The sequence below is a fragment of the Photorhabdus sp. RM71S genome (genome assembly GCF_042879355.1).
GTDB classification, from domain to species: Bacteria; Pseudomonadota; Gammaproteobacteria; order Enterobacterales; family Enterobacteriaceae; genus Photorhabdus; species Photorhabdus kayaii.
The window spans coordinates 37,335-59,583 of record NZ_JBHFKV010000032.1; the positions used below are offsets into that span (position 1 = coordinate 37,335).

Below are 22,249 nucleotides of genomic sequence, written 5' to 3' on the forward strand. Positions count from 1 at the left end.
AAACTGTGCCCGTTCCCGGGTAAAAAGTTGTCTGGTGGGATCTCCCACCGGATTTTGTATTGAACAGGCGCCGCAATCACGCCGCGCCTATTAGGTTAAATGGCAGCTATCCCGTCGGCATAGCCGCCGTCAGGGCATTACGCCTGATTGCGCTCATTCCACGCATCGGAGTGAATGATGTTGCCGTCTTTGTACGTCCAGGTAATTTTTTCGTAGCGGAACTCCACACGTTCCAGATGGTTGTGCTTCTCTTTGGCCGGATCTTTGATGTCATGCATCAGCGGTGCCACTTTCACCACCTTCACGTTGTCCAGTTTAGTGGTGAAATATTCTTTCTCCTGACCGGCGTCATCAATTTGGTACCACTTGATTTCCGCCGATTTCAGGGTCTGGCCGGAGGTGACCGCTTTATACAAATACGGGGTGGATGCATCGACTTCTTTGGTGAACACCAGGGGGGCATGCACCCGGGTCCCGGTCAGCTTACCGGTGTTGTTGTCCGTCGGGATATGCAATGCATGTTCCAGCGCCACAATTTCGATGCTGCCTTCCCGGTTCTGCACATCGACAGACCCTTTGATGTCGGCACCGCCGTCATCTTTCAACCATAAATAAGCGGGGATCGCCATAATATTACTCCTGTTGTTGTTGATGTAATGTCGCCTGTATCGGCGACGTTGGTGAAAAAACGGACACATGTTGCGGTCGCTGACAGGCGACTGCATGGGGTATCAGATGGATTTCAACCCTGCGGTTGGCCGCTCGCCCCGCCGTAGTGGTGTTGGAAGCGATCGGCTGCGTTGCGCCCTCGCCTTGTACGACGACACACGCGGGTGGTATATCACTGGTATGTAAGATCCAGTCGCGTACCGCGTCTGCCCGCGCCAGTGACAGCGCTTGGTTTTTCACGGCATCGCCGGTAGAGTCGGTATGGCCAGTGATAATAATCAGCCAGCCCGGTTTAGCGCGGATGTCGATCAGCGCGTTGATTAACACGTTGGTCGAACCGGCTTTCAGTTTCGCCTGACCCACATCAAACAGGGCCAGGCTATTCAGGCGGATTGTCTGTGGTACCGAAGGCGTCACCGGTTTTTTCACCGGAGGGGCAACGGGGTAACTCGCCAGAATAGCCTGCAACGGTAAACGTAACCGTTCGCCCTGATACAGCCCTAATCCCAGACGCCACGGCACACCGTCACGGTAATATCCTTCAAGCTGTCTGGCATCAGCCCGCAGGACTGCCACTGACTGGGGTTGGTCCCCCTCGGTCATGGCAACAGCAGAGTCGGGCCGCAAGTCATGCTCCACCCGACGCAATAACTGGCGGTTATGCCAGGCTGAACACCCCAACGCCGTCACCCCGGCCAGCAAAAATAGCCCCAATGCCCAGCTTTGTGCCCGCTGGACGGGCGTCAGTACCATGCCCACCGGCAATAGGCGTAATACCCGGTCGGGGAAAGGCAGTGCCGAAACAGATGCCTCCGTCTCCGGCAAGGTAAACGGGTCGCCCGCCCCCTTTAGCGCAGTTCGGGTTTGCCACCATTGTTGCCATACGTGGCCGGTTAACCGATGAGGTAACGTCGGCACAAACGTCAGCACCATGGCCAGTGGCGGACAAGGCGGCAACCCCGCCTCCGGCATCAGACAAACCGGGAGGACGTATTCCTTCATCCAGTCAGCCCAGCCGGTCAATTCAACCCCGCGCTGAAAACATACCATCTGTTCTGCCACCGTGCCCTGCTTCAGCCAGTTCGCTAACGGCTGAAAAGCGGCTTTCTCATGCCAGACCGTCACGGTGGGGTGTCCCGCCAGCCACTCAAACCACGGCGGATCAACTTGTTGCGCAGTCCCAGCTAAATAACCTGCCAGCAGTAACGGCAGGGGGATACGCTGCCGCTGCCGCACCTGAGCCAACTGCCAACGCAGCTCTCGCACCCGACCAGCCAGGACTGCCGCATCGCAGTATTGCTGCGGGTTGATTATCGTCATGACGCTCAGCTGCCCACCCCAGGAGGGCCGGACAGCCAGTAAACTGTCCACCGCGTCAGACAGCGACATCCCGGACGGTAAGCTCAACCAGCAGCCTTGGGGTGTCTGACGTAGACATTCATCACCAAACAGGCTGTCCTGAACGTCACTGTATACCAGCACCACCGGATGACGGTCGCGTTCCGGAGGCAGCAACGCCGACAGGCTGTCATCGGTTACTGTCAACCGGCGGCGTCCGGTATAAAATCCCCCTGCCAGCGTGAAGAGCACGATAATAACCCCGCCCCCCCACTGGCCTGCGGACGATAAGGGCAGCCATATCAGACAGAGCAACAGTGCCAGCCCGGTGCCCCATCCCCACAGCAACCGCTGCAACATGATACTCATCGTATTGGTCCCGGTAACAATGTCGCCAAATATTGACTCAATCCCCACCAAACCCCCGCCAGCAACAGCACCGTCACGACCAGCCGGCGACTCATCGCATGTCGCAAGCCACCGGACTGGGGCACCGGGCCCAACAGAGGTAACGGTGCCGCACCCAACGGTGCCACCTGCTCACTTAAGCGGGTGATCAGTTGTTCACGAACCTGGGGCGTCTCTTCCCGACCATCGCCTTCGAACCCCAACAGCAGCACCCGATGGAAACAGGTCAGCACTACCTTATCCGGGGCCGGTTCATGCAATACCGTGCGGATCCGCGCATACAATTGGTTACCCGCCTCAGCGGTATCAAAGAAATGCAACTGCAACGAGGTGGCACGCCAGGCGGTATACCCTTCATCCGGCTCTCGCTTTCGCTTCAATATGGTTTCATCCAGCAAAGCACACAGGGCATAACTGATGTGCGCTATCGCGGACTCACTGAGGTCGGCATCACGCAGCCCCTGCTGTACCCGTTCTATCTCATCGATACAATGTCGCCATACCGTGTCGCCCTGCTCCACGGCCACCCCCTGACACAATGCCGTCACCAGCAGATAACAGTTTTGCAGCAGGCCATCGATATCCGGTTGCGGTTTTTGAGTGGGTAAATGTAATGTGTTCATGACCGCAGTACCGCAAACAGTTCAAGTTGAATATCGCCCAGTATGCCGGGCACGTAAAAGGCACAGGTTTCCGCGGCCAGCATAGCTTTGGCGGCCGGATGGGTCAGGTCGAGAGCAAAATATTGATTCTCCAGCCGTAACGGGACCGCTGCCGGCACATGACTGAGAGCCACTAAAGGAATCCCCGTCAGCGCTCGGTTGATCATCCGGTCAACCTCATCTGGTGCCCCGGCTTTACACAACAGCGGAAACCGGGTTTGTAACTGATGCGCCGGCATTGATGAACGAACGGAGAGATAAAAATCCGCGGCTTCACGCAGGCGGGCATCATGTAAGGTCGCCAGCCACTGCTGTTCTCCCGGTTTCGTCAGTTCAATCGCGACCATCCGCGACGGCAGACTGGCTTCGAACAACTTACTCAGCAAATCAAACAACGGCGGGAACACCGCCGTCAGGTTATCGTGCTGATAACGGGGGATCACCCCAGCGTCATGGTCCAGCGAGAAGGTCAGCAAACTGCCCGCCAGTTTTACCGTTTCACGGTAGAACAGTTCGGGATGCACATCGGCGTGCGCAAAAAAATCACTCAGTACCGGCTCATAACTGTTCAGCGCATTGAGCAGCCAGAATAACGAGACATCGGCTACCGCAAAATCCGCCATCCGCTCATTACTTTCACGGCGCATCCCCATCAACCGGGTCTGTTTGGCCCGCAGTTGGGTCAGCAACCGGTCAAGCCGGTTCATCAACCCGGTATGAGCACCAACACGCAGTAATGGCGGCACAAATTGCGTATCGAAGACCCAGTTACCCTGGGCGTCACGCAATAAACGGGCGACGGGACAGGTGAGATACTGGCCGTTTTCCATCCCGTCAAAACGCAGCGACACGGCATAACGGGCCACCGCCATGGATTCGCTGAGGTCACTGAATTCGTCCTGTACCGGGACCCACGCCTGCTGGTAGCGTACCGGGCGGTCAGCTTGTTCATCCGGTTTAAGACAATTCCCCCCGTTAGCATAAGTTTGCGGCAAGGCCAATAACACCGTGGCCTGTTGCGTATCGGTCGGCAGAACTGCGGTCAGTTTCAGCGCCGGCGGCAATCGATCGGCCCGATCGGTATCTATCAGCGAACCATCGGCAAAACGCACACACAAGTGATCCGCTTTTAGCTGTCCCAGAGCCAATGCCTCTTTATCAAACGCAGCGGTCAGCACGCCCCAGGGATGCACCAGCCCCAAACGGGCGATACAGTCGTTAGTATAGGCCTCCCAGCGGGCCTGCTGCTGAAACTGTTGTGGCGACAAAATGGTCCCCGTCACCCAGAGCGGGCGTGAAATTTTCATTAGGTTTACCCTTTGGCTTTCGGCATCTGAGAAACCAGAGACAGATTGACATCCAGTCCTTCGACCTGAAAATGCGGCACCGCATACAACCTGACCCGGAAGAACCCCGGATTGTCCTCAATATCTTCAACCATCACCCGCGCTTCACGTAGCGGATGAGAGGCCTGTAAATCGTCAGACGGATCAGTCATCTCCGTCACCAGCGTGTTGATCCAGTGGTTCAATTCAATTTCAAGCAGACGCCGGTCCTTGGTGGTGCCGATGTTCTCCCGCTGGATCAGCTTCAGGTAATGGGCAATGCGGGACAGCAGGAAGATATACGGCAGACGGGCATTGATACGGCTGTTGGCCGTGGCTTCACCGGTGTCGTACACCGCCGGTTTCTGCGTTGAGTTAGCCGAAAAGAAACAGGCGTAATCGCGGTTTTTGTAGTAAGAGAGCGGAATAAAGCCCAGATTAGCGAATTCAAACTCGCGGGTTTCCGGGATCATCACTTCCGAGGGAATTTTAACCTGACTGCCGGTCCCCAGATCGTAGAGATGGATCGGCAAGTCAGTCACCGCACCACCGGCCTTTGGCCCGCGGATCTGCACACACCAGCCATTGTTAACAAAGCTTTTCATCATGTTGGCCGCAAACGCAAACGCGGCATTGGTCCACAAATATTTGTTGTGATCCGGCCCTTTCACCTGTTCGACATAATTAAACGTTCGCACCGGCACGGTATCCGGGCCATACGGCAGACGCCCCAGCACCCGCGGTAATGTCAGGCCGATATAACGGGCATCGTCGCTGTCACGGAAGGATTTCCACTTGATGTATTCGGCACGGTCAAAGTAGTTACCGATGTCTTTAATGGCCGCGACTTCCGCCATCGTGTCTTTGCCGAAGAACGCCGGACCGGCGGCGGCAATAAAGGGCATATGCGCCGCCGCGGCCACTTTAGCAATGTTCCGTAACAGGGCAATATCCTGCGCCCCTGCGCCAAATTCATAATTGGCAATCACCGATCCGACAGGTTCGCCACCCGGTGTATCGTATTCCTGAATGTAAGTATGGCGATAGAAACCGCTTTGGATAATTTCCGGCGCGTCGTCAAAATCCTGCTGCAAATCCGCCTTAGCCACATCCAGCACTTCAATTCTGACGTTTTGGCGAAAATCGGTCCGATCAACCAGAAATTTCAGGCCCCGCCAGGCCGATTCCACTTGCTGGAATGCCGGGTGATGTAGCACCACATCCAGTTGACGACTGATTTGACTGTCCAGCGCACCGATATGATGATCCAACAAGGTTTTGTCCAGCCGCTTAACTTTTTGAGCTGATGCTTTCAGCAGCGTCAGAAAAACACTGACCGCCGCGGTCACGCGCTCATCCGTCGTCACATCGGCCAGGGCATCGTTGTTTTGAAAGCGGTCGATGTCGCCCAGTTGTTCGACCGGCTGTAAATTAATTTTTTCAAACAACGCGGAATAAATCCCGCCTTCACTGTGGGTTGTGGTAGTCACAGCCGCAGTAGTTTGCTCTTGTACCGTCATTCGTCTCTCCTGACTTAAATTTTATAAAAACAGGCTGATAATCAGTCTGCCTGCGGGGCCAGCGCCGCCAGCTCTGCCCGTAATTCGTCGCTCAGCAGGTCATCCTGGAGGATATGTTCCAACTCCCGGCGAAAAGTGGCATTGTCGAGCAGGTTAGATTTCAGGTCGCGTAACAAATTACGCATCGCCAGCAATGCCCGCAGTGGGGGAATTTGGCGGGCGACGTGCTCCGGCTCGAAATCTTTTATTTGTCGGAAAGCCAGCGCGATATTCGTCTCACTTCCGTCGCCGGCCAGGGTATTTTCAACCGTCAGATTCATCGTGGGGCTAAATTCAGCCAATACCCGGTCAAAATTGTTTTTGTTTATATCCACCTTTTCTCTTTCCGAAAGGGGACGCTGTTCCTGACCATGGCTGTAATCGCCCATCACTAATAATTTCAGCGGTAACTCGACTTTTTTCTGTGCCCCCCCGGTATGTAAATCCAATTTAATATTAATCCGCGCTTTGGGGATTTCGTTTTGAAAGCTCTGTGCCACAAGCGGCTCCTCAATAATAAAAAAGAACTCTATAACCTGAGTCAGGCCATAATGAATTTCAGGAAGATAAAACCGGTTTCAGGTATTTCAGGACAGGCCGTTAACCGAGCAGAAAATAAGAGAACACCGACAAGACCACCACCATAAATAAAGATATTTATCGGACAGGCCATTTCCTAACCAGGGTGATTTTCTAAACTGTCTTTTAAAAAAGCAAGATATTTTTTTAAAAAAAGCACTTTTTGTTTAGCGCTTATCAGAGAAAAAACTCGCCAAAGTAGATAAATAACAGACAATATATTAACAAAACCTAAACGAGATGATATTTTTTGCAAAAAAGATAGTATTTATTTTCATAAGGTGATAGCGGCTTATCTATTTTGTTGTCATTAGGGTTATTCAGCACGATAGCGATCGGTTATATTTTTTAAATTTATACTATGTTTTCAATTCACTAAATAATCAATACATCGTGCCTGATGGGATGGGTGAAAAAGAGAATGGTTATCAGTCATATTATGCGAATGAGAATACATTTAATTAAGCCGCATCATATCGATTATATTATGGGATAACTCGTTTATTCATTCTCGCTTTTATAGAATAGATAAGTATGGTGATGAAAAAGTCCTATCCTGTGAAATAAAACCGGAATCCTTTTTTGCTATTTTTGATGATGGAGACGATGATTTATTTTCGGGTACACAATCATAATAACGCTCATTTGAACAAGTCACGGGTAAACGAAATATTGTTATGTGGCGTATTACCAACTCAGTTGAGAGCATAAAAACTGTGGGGCAATCATTTAAATGCTCTCCTCGGACGGCCGTTCTGAATGGCGAGCTAAAGTCACAATTTGAGCGTTGGTATCCCGGCACCAGAATTAATGAGCTAGCCGGAGTACAGTTGATGGCTCTACAGCGGCATAAACGCCTATGTAGTGTGCCCCACACAATTTCATGCTCTCGATTTAGACTTCCAGATCTGATACTATCGTTTTAGCGTACACTTTTTCAGTTCTGAAATGCACCAGCCTTAAAATTTGATTTATTAGAGGATATAAATCGTCATCTTTAGAAATTAAAGATGCTAAAATGTAGCATGCTCGCCCGATGTCTCTTGCTTCAATAATAAGATCTAGAAGATCTATTTTAATAGTGTTATCATGTTTAGTTGCCATAATAAGCATCCACGTTACGAGTTTGGTTTATGTGGTAGATAGGGGCATATGGTCAGACATATGCCCCTATCGTATATCTACAACCTACTTCTCATTATGAATCATTAAGTTGATTGGCATAAATTTTTGCTAAAACTGCGGATAGTCTAAGCCCATCAATTAGCTTATTATCATTTGAATGATTTTCATATATTTTTATTTCTTCAAGTATATTTAATGCAAAATTATTAACAGCGTCAGATTGTATTTTATTATATATAAAACGTGTATCAATGTCGCTTAGAATATAATCTTTTTTATTTGATTTTGTTGTTTTCTGAATGATAATGCCCCAGCATATATTTTCAACTCCACTATCCCAACCATCGTCTCTAGAGCAATCTCTATATAAATCTATTTCTTTATTCGTTACTAAAATTGCTTCTTCACTAAATTTATATCTATTAAATCCAATTTCTGGGCTATATGAAAAATAACCGGCACCGGTGGCAAGACTTAACGCAATTATTTTTTTCAAATTATGATCATTTCTGTCAGTCATTTAAATTACCTATTTGTTTATTAAAAACATGTACAAGTATGGGAATGAAAGATTATTTTTAGATCGGACAGAGGATAAATTTGAATTGGTACATGATTGAAAACTCCATTCAGTTCTGTGATTTTCTTACCACCTTAAGTTCTCACGCTCAAGGTGGCAACCCAAACGGGGGTGAGAAACCGGCCTGAATGGTACCGGCCAGCCCAAAGGCTGCCCCGCCTGAGTCACCATAACTCTGATGTTGTCAGGCTGCGCAAAAAAAACACGCGTTGGCGTGTGGTGTAGTTTGCGCCATTCAGGATAGTCGGATTCTCACGTCCGGTTACAGATTTTGCTGCAACAGAAGTACCCTACATTGAACGATGATTATCGTCAATAAAAAATTTAATTTCGAGAATGGGTAGTTATTTTTGCTCTTGCCTTAGATATGTTATATATCTAATTTTTCAGGTAGTGTCCCTGCCGCATTTAATTCACAATAACGAACTTGTGACTCAATCAGGTTTAACGCAGCAATCAAGCTTATCCTTGTTGGTAATATTTCGAGAGCATAAAAAACTGTGGGGCACTTTAATTCAGTTTGCGATAGAATGGGTCACTAAATGTACGTATCAGGCAGCTCACCATGAAATCCTATGTCGTTAGAGTGGCACTTCGGGGTGTCAGTTCTATCGTCTGGCGTCGTTTTAGGTTATCAAATGAAACGTCTTTAGCAACTTTTCACTATCTCATTCAGATCGCTCAAGGATGGCATGATGATCACCTTCATCAATTTTGCTTCTGATATTTTCAGTTTAGTGAACTGTACTTGTCTGAAAAAATTAGGCTCTGACGAATGAGTTAACTCTGCCCGTATCCGGGGAATAATTTTGCCTAATACACTCATAAGCCACTCATATTTAATTAAAAAATAGTCGTTATGGTTTGAGGCGTCAACGGAACGAATACATCTACCTCCGCACAGACTTATCTTGAGTATACGCCTATGGGAGCTGAGTTTAAGTGATAATCAGGTTACCCTATGGGAGCAGCGACAGGCGTTGATAAAGCTTCGTCAACTCGGGCAAGAACAGGTGAATGAATCGATATTGTTCCGCATGATCAAGCAAATGCGTGAGATCGTCACTACGGCACAGAAAGCGACACGCAAAACCCGTCGTGATGCAGAACGACGCCAGCACCTCAAGCTGTCGCTTCCACCAAATAAGTCCGTTCTGCCAAAAATAGAGATAACTGACCAACAGACAAAAAATCAGCCTTTGACCAAACCATTTGATCAAATAGAGGAGTGGTAGCTGTGGACGAATATCCTATCATTGATTTATCCCATCTGTTGCCAGCTGTACAAGGGCTGGCTCAGTTGCCAACAGCCGAGTGTATTCAGCGTATCCGCGCTGATCGCTGGATAGGCTATCCACGAGCGCTTGATGCATTGAACCGGTTGAAAACCCTGTATACTTGGCCTAATAAGCAGCGCATGCCTAATCTGTTGCTGATTGGCCCAACCAACAATGGCAAGTCGATGGTCATAGAAAAGTTCCGGCGTACCCATCCGGCCAGCTATGACGACAACCAAGAGTACATTCCAGTATTGGTTGTGCAGAAGATGCCGTCTGAACCCTCAGTGATCCGCTTCTACGTCGCGTTGCTCATCGCAATAGGCGCACCATTACGGCCCGCCCCCGACTACCAGAAATGGAACAATTGGCACTAACATTGTTACGTAAGGTTGGCGTTCGCCTGTTAGTGATAGACGAGCTGCACAACATTCTAGCGGGTAACAGCGTAAATCGGCGAGAATTTCTCAACTTATTGCGCTTTCTTGGCAACGAACTGAGTATTCCCCTGATTGGTGTTGGTACACACGATGCTTATTTAGCGATAAACTGGACTCTATAAAGGTATTGTTACGGAGAACCGATATCAACAGCATTTGTTGAATTAACCGTAAATGAAGTGATAGAAAAGCGGATGGCGAAAAAACAGCAAATGCAATGGAGTCAGCAAGGTGCTCATTATCTCTTACAAACACGGGTAGCGGTATTAAATGAAGAGCTTGAAAGTTTATTTCATCGTTGGTATCCCAAATTGAAGAATACAGAGATAGAGGCTCTAGCTGCGTAAAAATACCCCATAGATTTTATGTTCTCGACATTATAGGGTTCTTAAAGAATTTATAGTGCGTTTTATGTCCTTTAATGCTTGTTCGTATTCCTGATTTTTTTCTTTTAGTGTAATAATCAGACTATTCTCAAACCCATCAGAAAAGTTATTTTTGTATAACATTAAAACTTGTTCGGCGAAAAAATCATCATCAATATAGAAATAACACTCTGGTACATTCAATATTTTAGCTATCTGACATGCTACTTCGTATGTCGGAAATACAGATCCTTTTTCATATCTGCTGATTTTTTTTCGTGCTTGTTCTGAATCAATGATTCCTAATGCTTCTCCAACTGCTCGTTGAGATAGATTTTGTGCTTTTCGTGCCGCTATCAATCGCTGTGGCTTCATATGTAAAAAATATAAGTGGTTTCTATGGTTTCATCTTGACTATTTTTTACCACTGTTTCAGAATGCGTGGCAGGCGCACAACATGACCCCTGGGGTCATATTATGAACCTATTTAATGAACTATCATCATGTAGATGTATTTTCCTAAAACCATTTTATCACCAGGGAATAAATAATATTTACAAAAGTTATTATAACAATAAATAACCATTAAATAGAAGGAAGGATCGTTGTGAAAACTAATTTAAATCAAGACTGGCATCCTGCTGAGATCATTTGTGAGTTGAAAAAACGAGGAACAACTCTTTCAGCCGTTTCCCGTAAAGCCGGTTTAGCACCAAGTACATTAAGCAACGCATTACATCGTCCGTGGCCAAAAGGAGAAGCATTGATTGCTGTTGAATTAGGTTTGCATCCATCCGATATTTGGCCATCACGTCGTGAAAAAAATGGAAAGAGGTGGGTTTAAGCCAATGGTGCTAACAATATTCAAGCGTCATTATTAACCAAAAAACAAAATAATTGCCAGCTATTGTATTATACAATGCAATAGCTAATACCAATCTTTGAGTATCGCGTTGGTAATTCATCATAATCCTATAAAGAACTAAAATTAACGAAGAGGATATTTCACATCTTTTAATTCCTCTGATAGAGGGGTTATCGGGTCGCGTAGGGGGGAAGTTCCCTTGCGCGACCCGATAACCCCCACCAAAGCAAACGGATACTTTACCGCTGGTTCAACCGGAAAGGTGGGCGTCGGGGAGTCACGTGGGAAAAGCTGATTCTGATCCTGAAACTGCTGGGTTATCCATCTCGTTGGAGAACTTATTCAATGTTCAGTTCTTGCTGAATATGTGTTGGGGACACTGATCTGTCGGGAGCCGGATGCGGTAGTTCCGCACGTCCGGTTCTGAGGAGGGGTCTGCTCAGGTGACTGGGCAGGTCTACTCACCCTGGACCCGCTAAAAACATCAACCGACCACAACTACCCTAAAAAATTAGGGGATATTGCCGTTACTCGGTTATAAGCAAGACCTAAAATTGATATATAAATCACATTTTCACACTTCATGAAACCGGTTACATGAACAGCAAACTTATCTCACATTCCACCTAAACTGGATTTGTTACTCTATTGTAACAAACAATTCAAAACTGGAGTTTGAACTTTATGATTAAGAACAATCTTAATCTGGGACCACTCATGCTATTGAAATCATAGCAATACTATAACTTCCAATTATGAGGGAGTCATTCCCTATAGAACGAATAGCTATTCTTACTGATTGTTGAAAGACTTTTCTACTTATATTCAATAATTATTGAAGGTCATATATGAGTCAAATTACTCCTCAGTTAACAAATATGTGGGATAGAAGTCATGAATCATGGTTTGTAAAAGATAAGAAATTTCGTTTTATATATGCAAACAAAGTATTTATTAAACTAAGTAAGTTACCTGAACACTTTAATGTCACAGGATATACTGCCAAAGAATTACCTACACCGTTTGATCATCTTGTTCACCTTTTTGAAGAACATGACCGTAAGGTCTTACAGACTATGCAACGAATATCATCTGTTGGGGCTTATCTTCAAAGCGACGGCCAACAACTTAATCCCTATTTTTGTGAAAAATACCCGTTAATAGATGAAAAGAATCACTGTATTGGAATAATTTGTCACATTAAAGAAATTAATCATTTTTCAGTCCACCATTATATTAAAAATGATACATCTATGTTTGTTAAGCTCAGACCCCCTAATAATATATTGACAGAAAAAGAATGGATAATAATATTTTTATTCTGCCGCGGCATCAGTAATCAATGTATTGCTCATGAAATGAAAATTTCATGCCGTACCGTGGAAAAGTACTTCCAAGATATCTATGAGAAATTATCAATCGGATCAATTATTGAGTTGAAACTATTTTGCGAAGAAAATAATTATAATTTATATATTCCACCAAAATACTTTAAATCCATGAACCATTTTTTGCTGGATTAAGAATGATGCCTGTGCTCTATATTATTCTATTAATTGGGATATGATTTATTTTACATAACTGCTGAGGAGAAAGCATGACTACTATGAAAGACGTAGCATATCAAGCTGGAGTATCCGTAGCCACTGTAAGCCGCGTCATCAACAGCACGGCTTACGTTGAACCAGGCACCCGTGAGCGTGTAGAAAAAGCCATGCGTGAGCTCAATTATCACCGTAATTTTGCCGCACTTGCATTGGCAAAACGATGCGGGAATATGTTGGGTTTACTCACTGGTAATCTGGCTGATCCTTTTTTTTCCCTTTTGGCGCGCGGGGTTGAAAAAATTGCCCGACAGGAAAAGGTCAAGTTGATGGTTTGTAGTGGAGGACATCAAGCTGAACTTGAGAGATCGGCCTTAGATTTTTTAATTAACCAAGGATGTGAAGCAATAGTAGCGCATGTTAGTAGAATGAGTGATCTAGACGTATTACGTTATGCCGCTCATACGCCAGGATTAGTGATTATTAATCGATATTTCCCTGCTATCTCCAACCGGTGTATCTGGTTGGATAATGTCAGTGCCTCTCAGACTGCTACCCTCTATCTTCTTCAAAATGGTCATCGAAAAATTGCTTGTGTAACAGCAGATCTACCAATTGATGACAGAAGGCTCCGTTTGGAGGGATATTATGCCGCAATGACTAATGCGGGTATCACCGTACCTGGCGACTGGATTATTAACGTTCCATTCAACGAAAAAGGGGGCGAATTGGCAGCAGAAAAGCTCTTAGACAGCAGCATCGGCTTTACTGCGGCGGTAACATTTAACGATGTTATGGCTGCCGGTATGATGCGATCCCTACATCAACGGAAAATCAAATTACCGGAGCAACTGTCGATCGTTGGGTTTGATGATATCGTCCCGGCCCGATATCTTTATCCTGCCTTAACTACCGTTCACAACCCAATAGAAAGCATGGCTCAGAGGGCCGCTAATCTGGCATTGCAGCTCAGTACCAAAAAAGAAGTGGCTCCACAAATGAATATGTTCTCAGCCGAACTTGTCATCAGAGATTCCGTTTTTCTGATGGAGTAATAAAAAGCATCGCACATAAGCATAAAAGTGACATACAGATATATTTCACATCTTATGAAACCAATGACATGAACCAGTAATATCTGTCACATCTCATTCAAAATAAATTCATTATTCTATTTCAACAACTCATCTAAAACCGGAGTTTTAATATGGATGATAAGAAAAAGCTTAATCTGGGACTCTCTATATTGCCAATCGCAGCAATGCTCTTACTATTGGTTATTGGGTACGGGCAACTGAATTTGCGCATCGAATCTCTATTGCTCATATCAGCGGGAATAGCAGCGACCTTAGCATACTGGCAGGGTTATCGCTGGAATGACATTATTGATTCCATTGTGGCAAAACTAGCCAAAGCGATGCCGGTGATCATGATACTGATCTGCGTAGGCGGGTTAATTGGGACCTGGATGTTCAGCGGAACCATACCGTATATGGTGTATTGGGGGTTAAAGCTGATTACCCCTCAATACATACTTATTGCTGCTTTCTTTATCACGAGCGTTATCTCAGTCTGTACCGGTACGTCATGGGGGGCAGCCGGAACAGTTGGCGTAGCGCTAATGGGCGTCGCCGCTGGCCTCGATGTGTCTCTGGCGGCAGCGGCGGGCGCGGTTGTTTCAGGCGCGTATTTTGGTGATAAAATTTCACCGTTATCTGACTCGACTAACTTCGCTGCCATCGTCGCCGATACCGATCTTTACAGTCATATTCAACATTTGATGTATACCACTATCCCTGGCTTTATTTTAGCCGCTATTGTTTATTTTATTGCGGGTCATACAAGCTTAACAGGGAGCGTGGCAACACCTGAAAAAATCACAGGTATCCTTCAATCTCTTGAAAGCCTGTATCACTTCAATTTATTACTGATTTTGCCACCAATACTGGTTTTGTGGGGAGCAATAACAAAACGTCCGGTGATACCCGTCATGCTGGCTGGCTGTGCATTGGCTATCGTGATCGGCATAGGTCTGCAAGGATTCACCCTTAAACAGGGCCTTAATGCGTTAATAGATGGCTTCAATCTCTCCATGTTCTCTGAGCAGGGGCACAACATCACTGGCGTCGTTAGCGACGTCCCACGTCTGCTCAATCGCGGTGGCATGTTCTCAATGATGAGCACCATCCTGCTGGTATTTTGTGCCTTCGCGTTTGCTGGCGCTTTAGCACTCACTGGTGCTTTGACCATTATCATTAACCGGCTTCTACAAGTTGTTCACACAACCGGGCAACTTATCGCTGCAACCCTGGCAACCACTATTCTGGTAACGGGTGCAACCTGTGACGGAAAGCTGGCTCTCCTCATCCCGGCAGAACTCTTTAAAAGTGCCTATCGCCGCATGGGACTGGATAATAAAAATCTGTCACGGACAATAGAAGACGGCTGTACCGTCATAGAACCGTTGATCCCCTGGACTTCTGCCGGCATTTATATGGCGACTACATTGGGTGTCAGTACGCTTGACCTACTGCCCTGGGCTATCCAGTGCTATGCTGCCGTCTTCCTGGCTCTCATCTATGGCTTTACCGGTTTTGGTATTGCAAGAGTCACACCGGCAACCCCCCTGAAGAATAAGGAAATTCAACATGAAACCGCGTGATTTCAATCAAATAATCGATCGCCACAATACGGGCTCTGTTAAGTGGGACTTTTTAGATCGTTACCTGCAATTGAGCCAAACTGATCTTCTGCCAATGTGGATTTCTGATTTCGATTTCCAATGTTCGGAAAAAATCCAGCAAGCACTACACACCCGAGTCAACCACGGCATTTTCGGTTATAGCGAACGCGACGATCACTATTACCAGGCAACAATAGACTGGTTTTCAAAACGTCATCAGTTGACCTTGCATCGCGACTGGTTCACGTCAATAGAAGGTGTCATTCCTGGACTGGCTTTACTGATCCAGATGCTGAGTAAACCGGGGGAAGGTGTCGTTGTGCAAGGACCCTATTATGCTTCATTCGCCAAAATTATTACTATGAACGGCAGGATGGTGATTGAAAACCCGCTTCTTGAAAGTCCTGAAGGTTATAAAATTGATTATAATCATCTGGAACAGATGTTGGAACAACACAGACCGCCTCTGCTATTGTTATGTAACCCACACAATCCTACTGGCCGATGCTGGGATCGCGACGAGTTGACCCGGCTATTGACGCTCTGTAAAAAGTACGGGGTAACGGTAATTTCCGATGAAATTTGGGCTGATTTGATTTTACCTGGGAAAACATTCACCTCGGTACTGCATCTGGGGAACGAATGGCATAGCAACGTCATTGCTGCCACCTCAGCAAGTAAAACATTTGGACTCTCATCACTTCGTATATCGAACTTTCTCATTCCCAATCCCGAACTTCGACATGCCTTTAAAGCGCGGCTGGATGCTCATGGACTGGATGTATTTAACGCGCTATCGATGACTGCGGCTACAGCCGCATATCAACATGGGGATGTATGGCTTGATGAACTACAACATTACCTGGCAGAAAACCGTTGCTGGTTCGGACAGGCTTTAACGTCTGCCGTTCCCTGGTGCCGAATGACTAAAGCGGAAGGTACATATCTGGCCTGGCTGGATTGTCGCGATTTGGGCTTAGATGATGACACCCTGCAACGGGCCTTACTACAAAAAGCCAAAATAGTCGTTTCAATGGGATGGAGTTTTGGCAATAAGGGGGAAGGGTTTATCAGAGTAAATTTAGGTTTTCCCCGCGAATACCTTGAAAAGGCAATAGCTGGTTTGGTTCAGGTGACATGATTAAAATAAAAAGGTATCCACGGAATTAGTAGAAATATAGGTGGATGTCAACACAAGATAAAAAATTAACGATTAATGTAGAAAAGGCATTCCAATGATAAATATCCTGAATTGGCCTGATTATATATTTTAATCAGAGCACGATAACAAAGCAGAGCGTTAATAGCTCTGCTTTTATTCTATTATCCTGCCTGAAGCTTTCCACAAGACATAAGATAAATTTCAGGTACTTAATCTCTTTTCATTATTATTTAGAATATCTACTTGGCCATATTTCGAAAGGCTCACAATCCAAAGCAGTAGCAATGATCCGCTCACCCTTAGGCCAGGGCCGGTGCAGCGGATTACTTAATGTGGATGATGCAAGCCCCTCTGCTCTTGAAACAGCAGATAATGACGTTCCCCGTTTTTTAAGTCCCGCAATAATATCTGCTGGGTGCCAGTCGATTTTTACAATCATTTCTTTCTTCTCTCCTCAGTTTGGTTATTCAAGGTGCTATATTCATACTCTCTTCAAATTGATATTTTTATGTTGTTACAGCTTTTTCCCTGAGTCCGCATTGGGCGGAATGCTAAAAAATGGCTGTACAAAAACATTAAACCCCGCCAAGTACAGCCAAATATTCTCCGAATAGGAAAATGTTACGTCTAACGACAAAAAGGTCATAAATGAACTTCAATTGTTCAAAAATGAACGTTAAATGTTCAGAAATGTTCTTTTGCGGATACTAAAATGTTTAAAAAGTTTAGTTATTTTTGTAAATGCTGTAAACGTATGAAATACTTTAACGAATGTCTTAAAAGAAGCTCTTCAGTTACGAGGAATGACACCAACAAAGTTAGCTCATTGGCTCATATTCCATATTTATGTGCAGATAAAGATGATGATCTATTTGCAATATCAATATCTCAAAATGACTTATTTGAGGAAGGGGCAACTATGGTTGTGAAATAACGTTTCATAATTCTGCTACACATAACCCTCTTCAACTCATTGTTATACATAGAATTATAAGTGACATAAGATGTAACACCATTTTGAAATCTTATTTAACAAGCAGGGAAAAAGAAACGGTTTTTTTCTTATTAAAGATTATTCAATTCACGTGTAGAAGAAAAACGTCTAAATGATCACGCCAGGTTCCGATTTGATACCAAATTTAAAAATTTTTATGTGACATATAGCAATATAATATCTCATATCTTTATAAAGAAATCCATCATAAAATTAATGAACATGCAGTCTTTGGCTGGATAATTGTTATACTATATTATATAGTTAAATTATTTTATGTATAACCAGAAAAAAATTCATTCAGATAATGACTTAATCATAATTAAGGAGTTACTATGTCAAATAATATCGATCAGCAATTAATTCATATGTGGGAAAAAAGTCATGAACCTTGTGGAGTTAAAGATCTGCAATCAAGGTTTATCTATGCTAATCCGGCTTTCTATCAACTGCTCAACTTGCCCGAAGATTTCGATATTACGGGGCTTTCATCAGGAGAATTACCCTCATCTATTGCAGAATATGAAAAAGAATATTACCGTCAGGATCAAAAAGTTATTCAAACTATGCAAAAAGTATCTTCAATGGAAACGCATCCATTTGGAGAAAATAAAACTCAGCAAACCTATATTTGTGACAAATATCCCCTTTGTGATGAAAAGGGGGATTGCATGGGGATTATTTTTCACATGTCCAAAATTAAAAACTTTTCTACGGCTTACTACTATGAAAGAACATCTCCGGTGACGCTGGAATTCACACCGCCTAACGATATACTGACGCAAACTGAGTGGGAAGTGCTCTTTTTGACTCTGCGCTCACTGGATGAAGAAAGTATCAGCGAAGCATTAATGATGAATACAGAGGATGTTGTTAATCATATTCAGTCAATTTACCGAAAATTCAATTTGCCCTTACATGCAGAATTAAAGGATTTCTGTAAAGAACATAAACTTGACCTCTATGTCCCTGAAAGATTTGTCACTATTGGCAGTAGAGAATTAAGCTGATTAATATCATTTAAACATAATAAGGAATGATGATATGAATAATAAAGTAATCATTTCCCCTCAAATCATTAACACAATGCAACAAAGTAATGAGCCCTGGGGGATCAAAGATAAAAATTCATGCTTTATTTATGGCAATCTGGCACTTAAACATCTTGAAAATCTGCCAGACTCATTTGATTACGAAGGGCGATATGATTATGAGCTTCCTTGGGATGGCGCTGAGTTTGCAAAAGAATTTGTTCTTCATGATCAAAGTGTAATGAAGAGCGAAACAACAGTCTGTTCGCTTGAAACACATATGTTTGGCAAAGATAAATTTTTATCATCTCATTTTTGTGAAAAATACCCACTATATAATGATGAAAACGAATGTGTCGGGATCATTTTCCACGGACGGGAAGCCCAGGATTTCTCATTAACCCGTCTATTTTATGGAAAACTCCCTGCATCTATTATGTTTCAGCCGCCAACTGATTTGTTTACGCAACGGGAGTGGGATGTCATTTTTCTCTCTTTACATAAAAATACCAGTAAACAAATTGGCAGAATATTAAACATTTCCTACCGTACTGTCGAACACTATACGGCACAAATATACAGAAAGGTTGGTGTTAAGTCTGCTCAGCAATTGGAGGAATACTGTCGCTTTAATGATTATGATCTTTATGTACCCGAAAGATTTTTACATCCTGAAAGCAGTATTTTGGTTTGAATCTCAAATTTTAGCGATGTTCACGACAGGAAGTGGCCGAACTGAGTTATCGTTATATGCTCGGTTTATCGGAAAAAGCGGGCATGATTTATTATGCGATGATCCCTTTACTGCCCGTTTTAAGGAAGAAACGGCAGTTAATATCCTTAATGACACCGGGTTTTGTTGCCGCTGAACTGGTCATTTGGTTCAACCAGAACAAGATTGCTCGACCCAGCTACACCACCCTGCAGAACCCGGTAAGCAAAGCGCTTTCCTTAACCGAATGCCATTGATGGGCGCAAGCTCCCAATTTGGTAATAACCAAGTCTAATACTACCTTAACTTTGTTTTTTTCTTGACTTCTTTTCGGTGCTCACTTCCTCTAATTTACTACTTCTTGATGATTGGTTACTATCCTGTATCTGTCTTACAACAGCAAGTAGTGATGCGTTTTGTACATGTTCGGCTTCCAACTGCCCAGAAATTTTAGCTATTTTTTCACGAGCTTCTATAGATTCACGCCTGACTGCATCGCAATCCATCTTCGCCTGTTCCAACAATTCAGCTTGGCGGGTAAAATCTTGTTCTACTTGTGTTCGATAATCAACGTATACTTGAGCATCAGTTGCGGCTCTTACTTTCAACTTTGTTAATTCCTCTCCAGCGGCTTTATGCTGTTCCGATACTGTTTTCACGACCAACTCTGTCTCTACTAACCGTTGTTGCCATTGAGCCCGCTCACGAGAATGTTGCTCAGATTCAATTTTGGCCGCTTGTTCTATCGCAGATAGCCGTTCTTTTAGCTGTGCCAGTTCTATTGTTTGATTTTTCACCTGCAATTGCGACTCACTTAAGCATTCCTCAAGATTATTTACCTTAGCATGAGACTCTTTCAGTTTGGCTTCCAGCTCATCAACTATTTGAGCCGCATCAGTCAATTCTCTCTCAGCCTGGGCTGTCTGTTCCTCCGCAACACGTGTAATATCAGCCACCCGACGTTCCGCAGCTTTAACCGCTTTATCATTCAGATCAATAGTTAACTGATTAATACGTTCGGTCAGCGACGCGGAAACCTGTTTAACTTCCTCAGCAACTTCAACGGGTAATTCTGCAACAGGTTCAGTAGCTATTACTGTCTGACAGGAAATAAACTCATCCCAGATTTGACGCAAACGGCTCGCATTTCCGCCACCTACTTTGCTTCTGAGCGCAAACCCGGTGACGTTACGTCCTTCCGCTTGTAAAGTTTTACCAGCTTCAATAATTATTTCAGGTTCAAATACCGCAGGACGCATTGCAATCTCCTCATTATATGCAACAAACAAACAAACAAACAAACAAACAAACAAACAAACAAACAAACAAACAAACAAACAAACAAACAAACAAACAAACAAACAAACAAATTGTGTGATACTGTCACTTACATTGTCAAGTCATAAATTCAACATAGGCCAAAATCATTACGCTGGATAAATGACAATAAGGTATACCCTTATGTCATAGCCTAAAGTGTTGTCATTTTCCCCTTGGATCATCACCTATCTGTCACATATATTATGATCATCACTTAAACGTCACAAATGGGTGAAAAATGTACATCCACGGTTACCTCCGAGCATCAACAAAAGAACAGGATGCTCTCCGAGCAAAAAATAGGATGAAAGCCTTTGTTGAAGCAAAAGGATTTCGGCTAGCAAGTTGGTACATCGAAAATGTATCCGGGGCATCACTTCAACGGCCAGAACTTTTACGACTGCTTGATGATGCCGCACCTGGTGACATTATTCTCATCGAGCAGGTTGATCGACTTTCACGCCTAGATGAAAAGGGCTGGCAAAAACTAAAGCATCTTATCCAAGAAAAACACCTTGTGGTTGTCAGTCTTGACCTCCCGACGAGCCATATGGCTCTTGCAACACATGCTGACGATGAGTTTACCCTTTCAATGCTTAAGGCTATTAATGGAATGATGCTTGATATGCTAGCCGCCATTGCTCGCAAAGACTATCAGGACCGTCGCCGGCGCCAAGAGGAAGGGATAGTTAAAGCCAAGGTGGCCGGTAAATTCCGGGGACGTCAGGCAGATCATCAATTGCATGAAAAAATCATAGAGCTTCGGGTTAAAAACAGACAGAGCATCCGTGATACTGCGAGGTTATGTGGTGTTTCAGAACGAACGGTTATACGCATTGTTAAACTCAAAGCATGACCCTGAGGCGTATATCTTTTGATGCGCCGGCAAGATCTTAACCGAATGCCATTGTTAGTTAAAGAACCCCTACAGGCAAAATCCAGCTAGGTATACAAGGGTCGCAAATGGCGGCGAACACGTCCCGCCAATTACCATCGGCTATTTGCAACAGGGCCTTATTTTTTTAACCACTCGCCTATATATTCAGCGGCATAGTATATTTTCCCAGTTTGTGAATAATCTGAATCGAGGTAACACCCATAAACTGGTCCTCTGAAACTCCATTTTCTACCACCTCTTAGGAAATTATCAGAAAATTTGTTTTCTGAATGAACAACCCACATAACAAGAGGGGAATCTGGATATACTTTTTGATCCTTAATCGAAAAAGACCCAGCAGGACAATAGTATTCCGTTCCAACTGCTAATGCAGTTCCTATTCCTCCTAATAATGTTAATGCTAATGTTCCGGCTTTTAATAAATTTTTGAACATAAATATTTCCCTCTAATGTTTTCAGATTTAATTTCATCCTTCATGCTAGTCACCTGAAATTTATTCATCAATTTCAACTTTCATTAGACATTATTCAGTTAATTGTTGAACCCGCTGTTCTCTGCCTTCTTAATCACCGACTTAATGAAGAAAATGATGGTTGAATATAGGAGAGCATGAAAAACTGTGGGGCATTTATGTGGCAAAGCAGCTAAAGAAGCCACTTTAACGTATAAGTATTCATGGGCCGATAATGGGTAATAGTCCGGTTGAGTTGCC

At 44.5% G+C, this 22,249-nt stretch carries 24 protein-coding genes and 4 pseudogenes; 15 read left to right on the forward strand and 13 right to left on the reverse strand.

Annotated elements, in window-relative coordinates:
* Positions 1-137: 137 nt before the first annotated feature.
* Positions 138-629 (reverse strand): Hcp family type VI secretion system effector, encoded by a 492-nt coding sequence (locus ACGF5R_RS16370; RefSeq protein WP_036847109.1) that lies wholly within the window; start codon positions 627-629, stop codon positions 138-140.
* Between the two features lie 4 nt (positions 630-633).
* Positions 634-1,905: an OmpA family protein gene (locus tag ACGF5R_RS16375; protein ID WP_387691798.1), complete on the reverse strand. Its 1,272-nt coding sequence runs from the start codon at positions 1,903-1,905 to the stop codon at positions 634-636.
* 185 nt (positions 1,906-2,090) lie between these two features.
* Here ACGF5R_RS16375 and ACGF5R_RS16380 point away from each other — a divergent pair, with 185 nt between their 5' ends.
* Complete coding sequence (locus tag ACGF5R_RS16380) at positions 2,091-2,252, forward strand: hypothetical protein (RefSeq protein WP_387691800.1); 162 nt, start codon at positions 2,091-2,093, stop codon at positions 2,250-2,252.
* A gap of 120 nt (positions 2,253-2,372) precedes the next feature.
* On the opposite strand, the gene tssL is transcribed toward ACGF5R_RS16380, so the two are convergent.
* The 6 genes from tssL to ACGF5R_RS16410 all read right to left on the reverse strand — a co-directional run bounded on the left by tssL (position 2,373) and on the right by ACGF5R_RS16410 (position 8,185).
* Positions 2,373-3,038 carry a type VI secretion system protein TssL, short form gene (tssL, locus tag ACGF5R_RS16385; protein ID WP_387691802.1) on the reverse strand — a complete coding sequence of 222 codons (666 nt, stop codon included), beginning with the start codon at positions 3,036-3,038 and terminating at the stop codon, positions 2,373-2,375.
* Positions 3,035-4,384 (reverse strand): type VI secretion system baseplate subunit TssK, encoded by a 1,350-nt coding sequence (gene tssK / locus ACGF5R_RS16390; protein WP_387691804.1) that lies wholly within the window; start codon positions 4,382-4,384, stop codon positions 3,035-3,037. Before tssK ends, tssL begins: the two co-directional genes overlap by 4 nt.
* A gap of 5 nt (positions 4,385-4,389) precedes the next feature.
* The gene (gene tssC / locus ACGF5R_RS16395; RefSeq protein ID WP_387691806.1) at positions 4,390-5,922 is read right to left on the reverse strand and encodes a type VI secretion system contractile sheath large subunit; all 1,533 of its coding nucleotides are present in this window, start codon (positions 5,920-5,922) and stop codon (positions 4,390-4,392) included.
* 41 nt (positions 5,923-5,963) lie between these two features.
* Positions 5,964-6,461 carry a type VI secretion system contractile sheath small subunit gene (gene tssB / locus ACGF5R_RS16400; protein ID WP_036847100.1) on the reverse strand — a complete coding sequence of 166 codons (498 nt, stop codon included), beginning with the start codon at positions 6,459-6,461 and terminating at the stop codon, positions 5,964-5,966.
* A gap of 973 nt (positions 6,462-7,434) precedes the next feature.
* On the reverse strand, positions 7,435-7,644 hold the full coding sequence (locus ACGF5R_RS16405; RefSeq protein ID WP_132356195.1) for a hypothetical protein: 210 nt from the start codon (positions 7,642-7,644) through the stop codon (positions 7,435-7,437).
* 94 nt (positions 7,645-7,738) lie between these two features.
* Positions 7,739-8,185 carry a hypothetical protein gene (locus tag ACGF5R_RS16410; protein WP_132356194.1) on the reverse strand — a complete coding sequence of 149 codons (447 nt, stop codon included), beginning with the start codon at positions 8,183-8,185 and terminating at the stop codon, positions 7,739-7,741.
* Between the two features lie 625 nt (positions 8,186-8,810).
* Between ACGF5R_RS16410 and ACGF5R_RS16415 the strand changes: the two genes are divergently transcribed.
* The 4 genes and pseudogenes from ACGF5R_RS16415 to ACGF5R_RS16430 all read left to right on the forward strand — a co-directional run.
* Positions 8,811-8,969: a hypothetical protein gene (locus ACGF5R_RS16415; RefSeq protein WP_081738188.1), complete on the forward strand. Its 159-nt coding sequence runs from the start codon at positions 8,811-8,813 to the stop codon at positions 8,967-8,969.
* Between the two features lie 211 nt (positions 8,970-9,180).
* Positions 9,181-9,480, forward strand: a pseudogene (locus ACGF5R_RS16420) (transposase); the annotation flags it as partial.
* Positions 9,481-9,482: 2 nt separating this feature from the next.
* A pseudogene (locus ACGF5R_RS16425) lies at positions 9,483-10,069 on the forward strand (TniB family NTP-binding protein); the annotation flags it as partial.
* A 24-nt stretch (positions 10,070-10,093) separates the two neighbouring features.
* Positions 10,094-10,309 (forward strand): annotated as a pseudogene (locus tag ACGF5R_RS16430) (ISKra4 family transposase); the annotation flags it as partial.
* Positions 10,310-10,339: 30 nt separating this feature from the next.
* Here ACGF5R_RS16430 and ACGF5R_RS16435 read toward each other — a convergent pair.
* Positions 10,340-10,687, reverse strand: a complete 348-nt coding sequence (locus ACGF5R_RS16435) for a helix-turn-helix domain-containing protein (RefSeq protein WP_240042422.1) — start codon at positions 10,685-10,687, stop codon at positions 10,340-10,342.
* Between the two features lie 247 nt (positions 10,688-10,934).
* Here ACGF5R_RS16435 and ACGF5R_RS16440 point away from each other — a divergent pair, with 247 nt between their 5' ends.
* From ACGF5R_RS16440 to ACGF5R_RS16465, 6 genes and pseudogenes are all read left to right on the forward strand, one after another.
* Positions 10,935-11,171 carry a helix-turn-helix transcriptional regulator gene (locus ACGF5R_RS16440; protein ID WP_110742853.1) on the forward strand — a complete coding sequence of 79 codons (237 nt, stop codon included), beginning with the start codon at positions 10,935-10,937 and terminating at the stop codon, positions 11,169-11,171.
* 240 nt (positions 11,172-11,411) lie between these two features.
* Positions 11,412-11,555, forward strand: a pseudogene (locus tag ACGF5R_RS16445) (group II intron reverse transcriptase/maturase); the annotation flags it as partial.
* A gap of 485 nt (positions 11,556-12,040) precedes the next feature.
* Complete coding sequence (locus ACGF5R_RS16450) at positions 12,041-12,715, forward strand: helix-turn-helix transcriptional regulator (protein WP_387691810.1); 675 nt, start codon at positions 12,041-12,043, stop codon at positions 12,713-12,715.
* Between the two features lie 74 nt (positions 12,716-12,789).
* Positions 12,790-13,791 carry a LacI family DNA-binding transcriptional regulator gene (locus ACGF5R_RS16455; RefSeq protein WP_387691812.1) on the forward strand — a complete coding sequence of 334 codons (1,002 nt, stop codon included), beginning with the start codon at positions 12,790-12,792 and terminating at the stop codon, positions 13,789-13,791.
* A 152-nt stretch (positions 13,792-13,943) separates the two neighbouring features.
* Entirely contained in the window at positions 13,944-15,398 is a 1,455-nt protein-coding gene (gene nhaC / locus ACGF5R_RS16460) for a Na+/H+ antiporter NhaC (RefSeq protein WP_387691814.1), read from the forward strand.
* Complete coding sequence (locus ACGF5R_RS16465) at positions 15,385-16,560, forward strand: MalY/PatB family protein (protein ID WP_387691816.1); 1,176 nt, start codon at positions 15,385-15,387, stop codon at positions 16,558-16,560. The genes nhaC and ACGF5R_RS16465 overlap by 14 nt, the downstream gene beginning before the upstream one ends.
* A 247-nt stretch (positions 16,561-16,807) precedes the next feature.
* On the opposite strand, the gene ACGF5R_RS16470 is transcribed toward ACGF5R_RS16465, so the two are convergent.
* On the reverse strand, positions 16,808-17,020 hold the full coding sequence (locus tag ACGF5R_RS16470; RefSeq protein WP_387691818.1) for a transcriptional regulator: 213 nt from the start codon (positions 17,018-17,020) through the stop codon (positions 16,808-16,810).
* 890 nt (positions 17,021-17,910) lie between these two features.
* On the opposite strand from ACGF5R_RS16470, the gene ACGF5R_RS16475 reads away from it, so the two are divergent.
* The 3 genes from ACGF5R_RS16475 to ACGF5R_RS16485 are packed head-to-tail and all read left to right on the forward strand — an operon-like array spanning position 17,911 to position 19,575.
* Positions 17,911-18,585, forward strand: coding sequence for a PAS domain-containing protein (locus tag ACGF5R_RS16475; protein ID WP_387691820.1), 675 nt, complete (start codon positions 17,911-17,913; stop codon positions 18,583-18,585).
* Positions 18,586-18,619: 34 nt separating this feature from the next.
* Positions 18,620-19,300: a helix-turn-helix transcriptional regulator gene (locus tag ACGF5R_RS16480; protein WP_387691822.1), complete on the forward strand. Its 681-nt coding sequence runs from the start codon at positions 18,620-18,622 to the stop codon at positions 19,298-19,300.
* 32 nt (positions 19,301-19,332) lie between these two features.
* The gene (locus tag ACGF5R_RS16485) at positions 19,333-19,575 is read left to right on the forward strand and encodes a hypothetical protein (protein ID WP_387691836.1); all 243 of its coding nucleotides are present in this window, start codon (positions 19,333-19,335) and stop codon (positions 19,573-19,575) included.
* Positions 19,576-19,620: 45 nt separating this feature from the next.
* On the opposite strand, the gene ACGF5R_RS16490 is transcribed toward ACGF5R_RS16485, so the two are convergent.
* Positions 19,621-20,577, reverse strand: a complete 957-nt coding sequence (locus tag ACGF5R_RS16490) for a DNA-binding protein (protein WP_387691824.1) — start codon at positions 20,575-20,577, stop codon at positions 19,621-19,623.
* A 299-nt stretch (positions 20,578-20,876) separates the two neighbouring features.
* On the opposite strand from ACGF5R_RS16490, the gene ACGF5R_RS16495 reads away from it, so the two are divergent.
* Positions 20,877-21,494: a recombinase family protein gene (locus ACGF5R_RS16495; RefSeq protein WP_152963878.1), complete on the forward strand. Its 618-nt coding sequence runs from the start codon at positions 20,877-20,879 to the stop codon at positions 21,492-21,494.
* 158 nt (positions 21,495-21,652) lie between these two features.
* Here ACGF5R_RS16495 and ACGF5R_RS16500 read toward each other — a convergent pair whose 3' ends face one another.
* Both ACGF5R_RS16500 and ACGF5R_RS16505 read right to left on the reverse strand, forming a co-directional pair.
* Positions 21,653-21,970, reverse strand: a complete 318-nt coding sequence (locus ACGF5R_RS16500) for a hypothetical protein (protein ID WP_152963879.1) — start codon at positions 21,968-21,970, stop codon at positions 21,653-21,655.
* A gap of 98 nt (positions 21,971-22,068) precedes the next feature.
* Positions 22,069-22,249: hypothetical protein (locus tag ACGF5R_RS16505; protein WP_387691827.1), on the reverse strand; the 181-nt coding region annotated here is incomplete at its 5' end.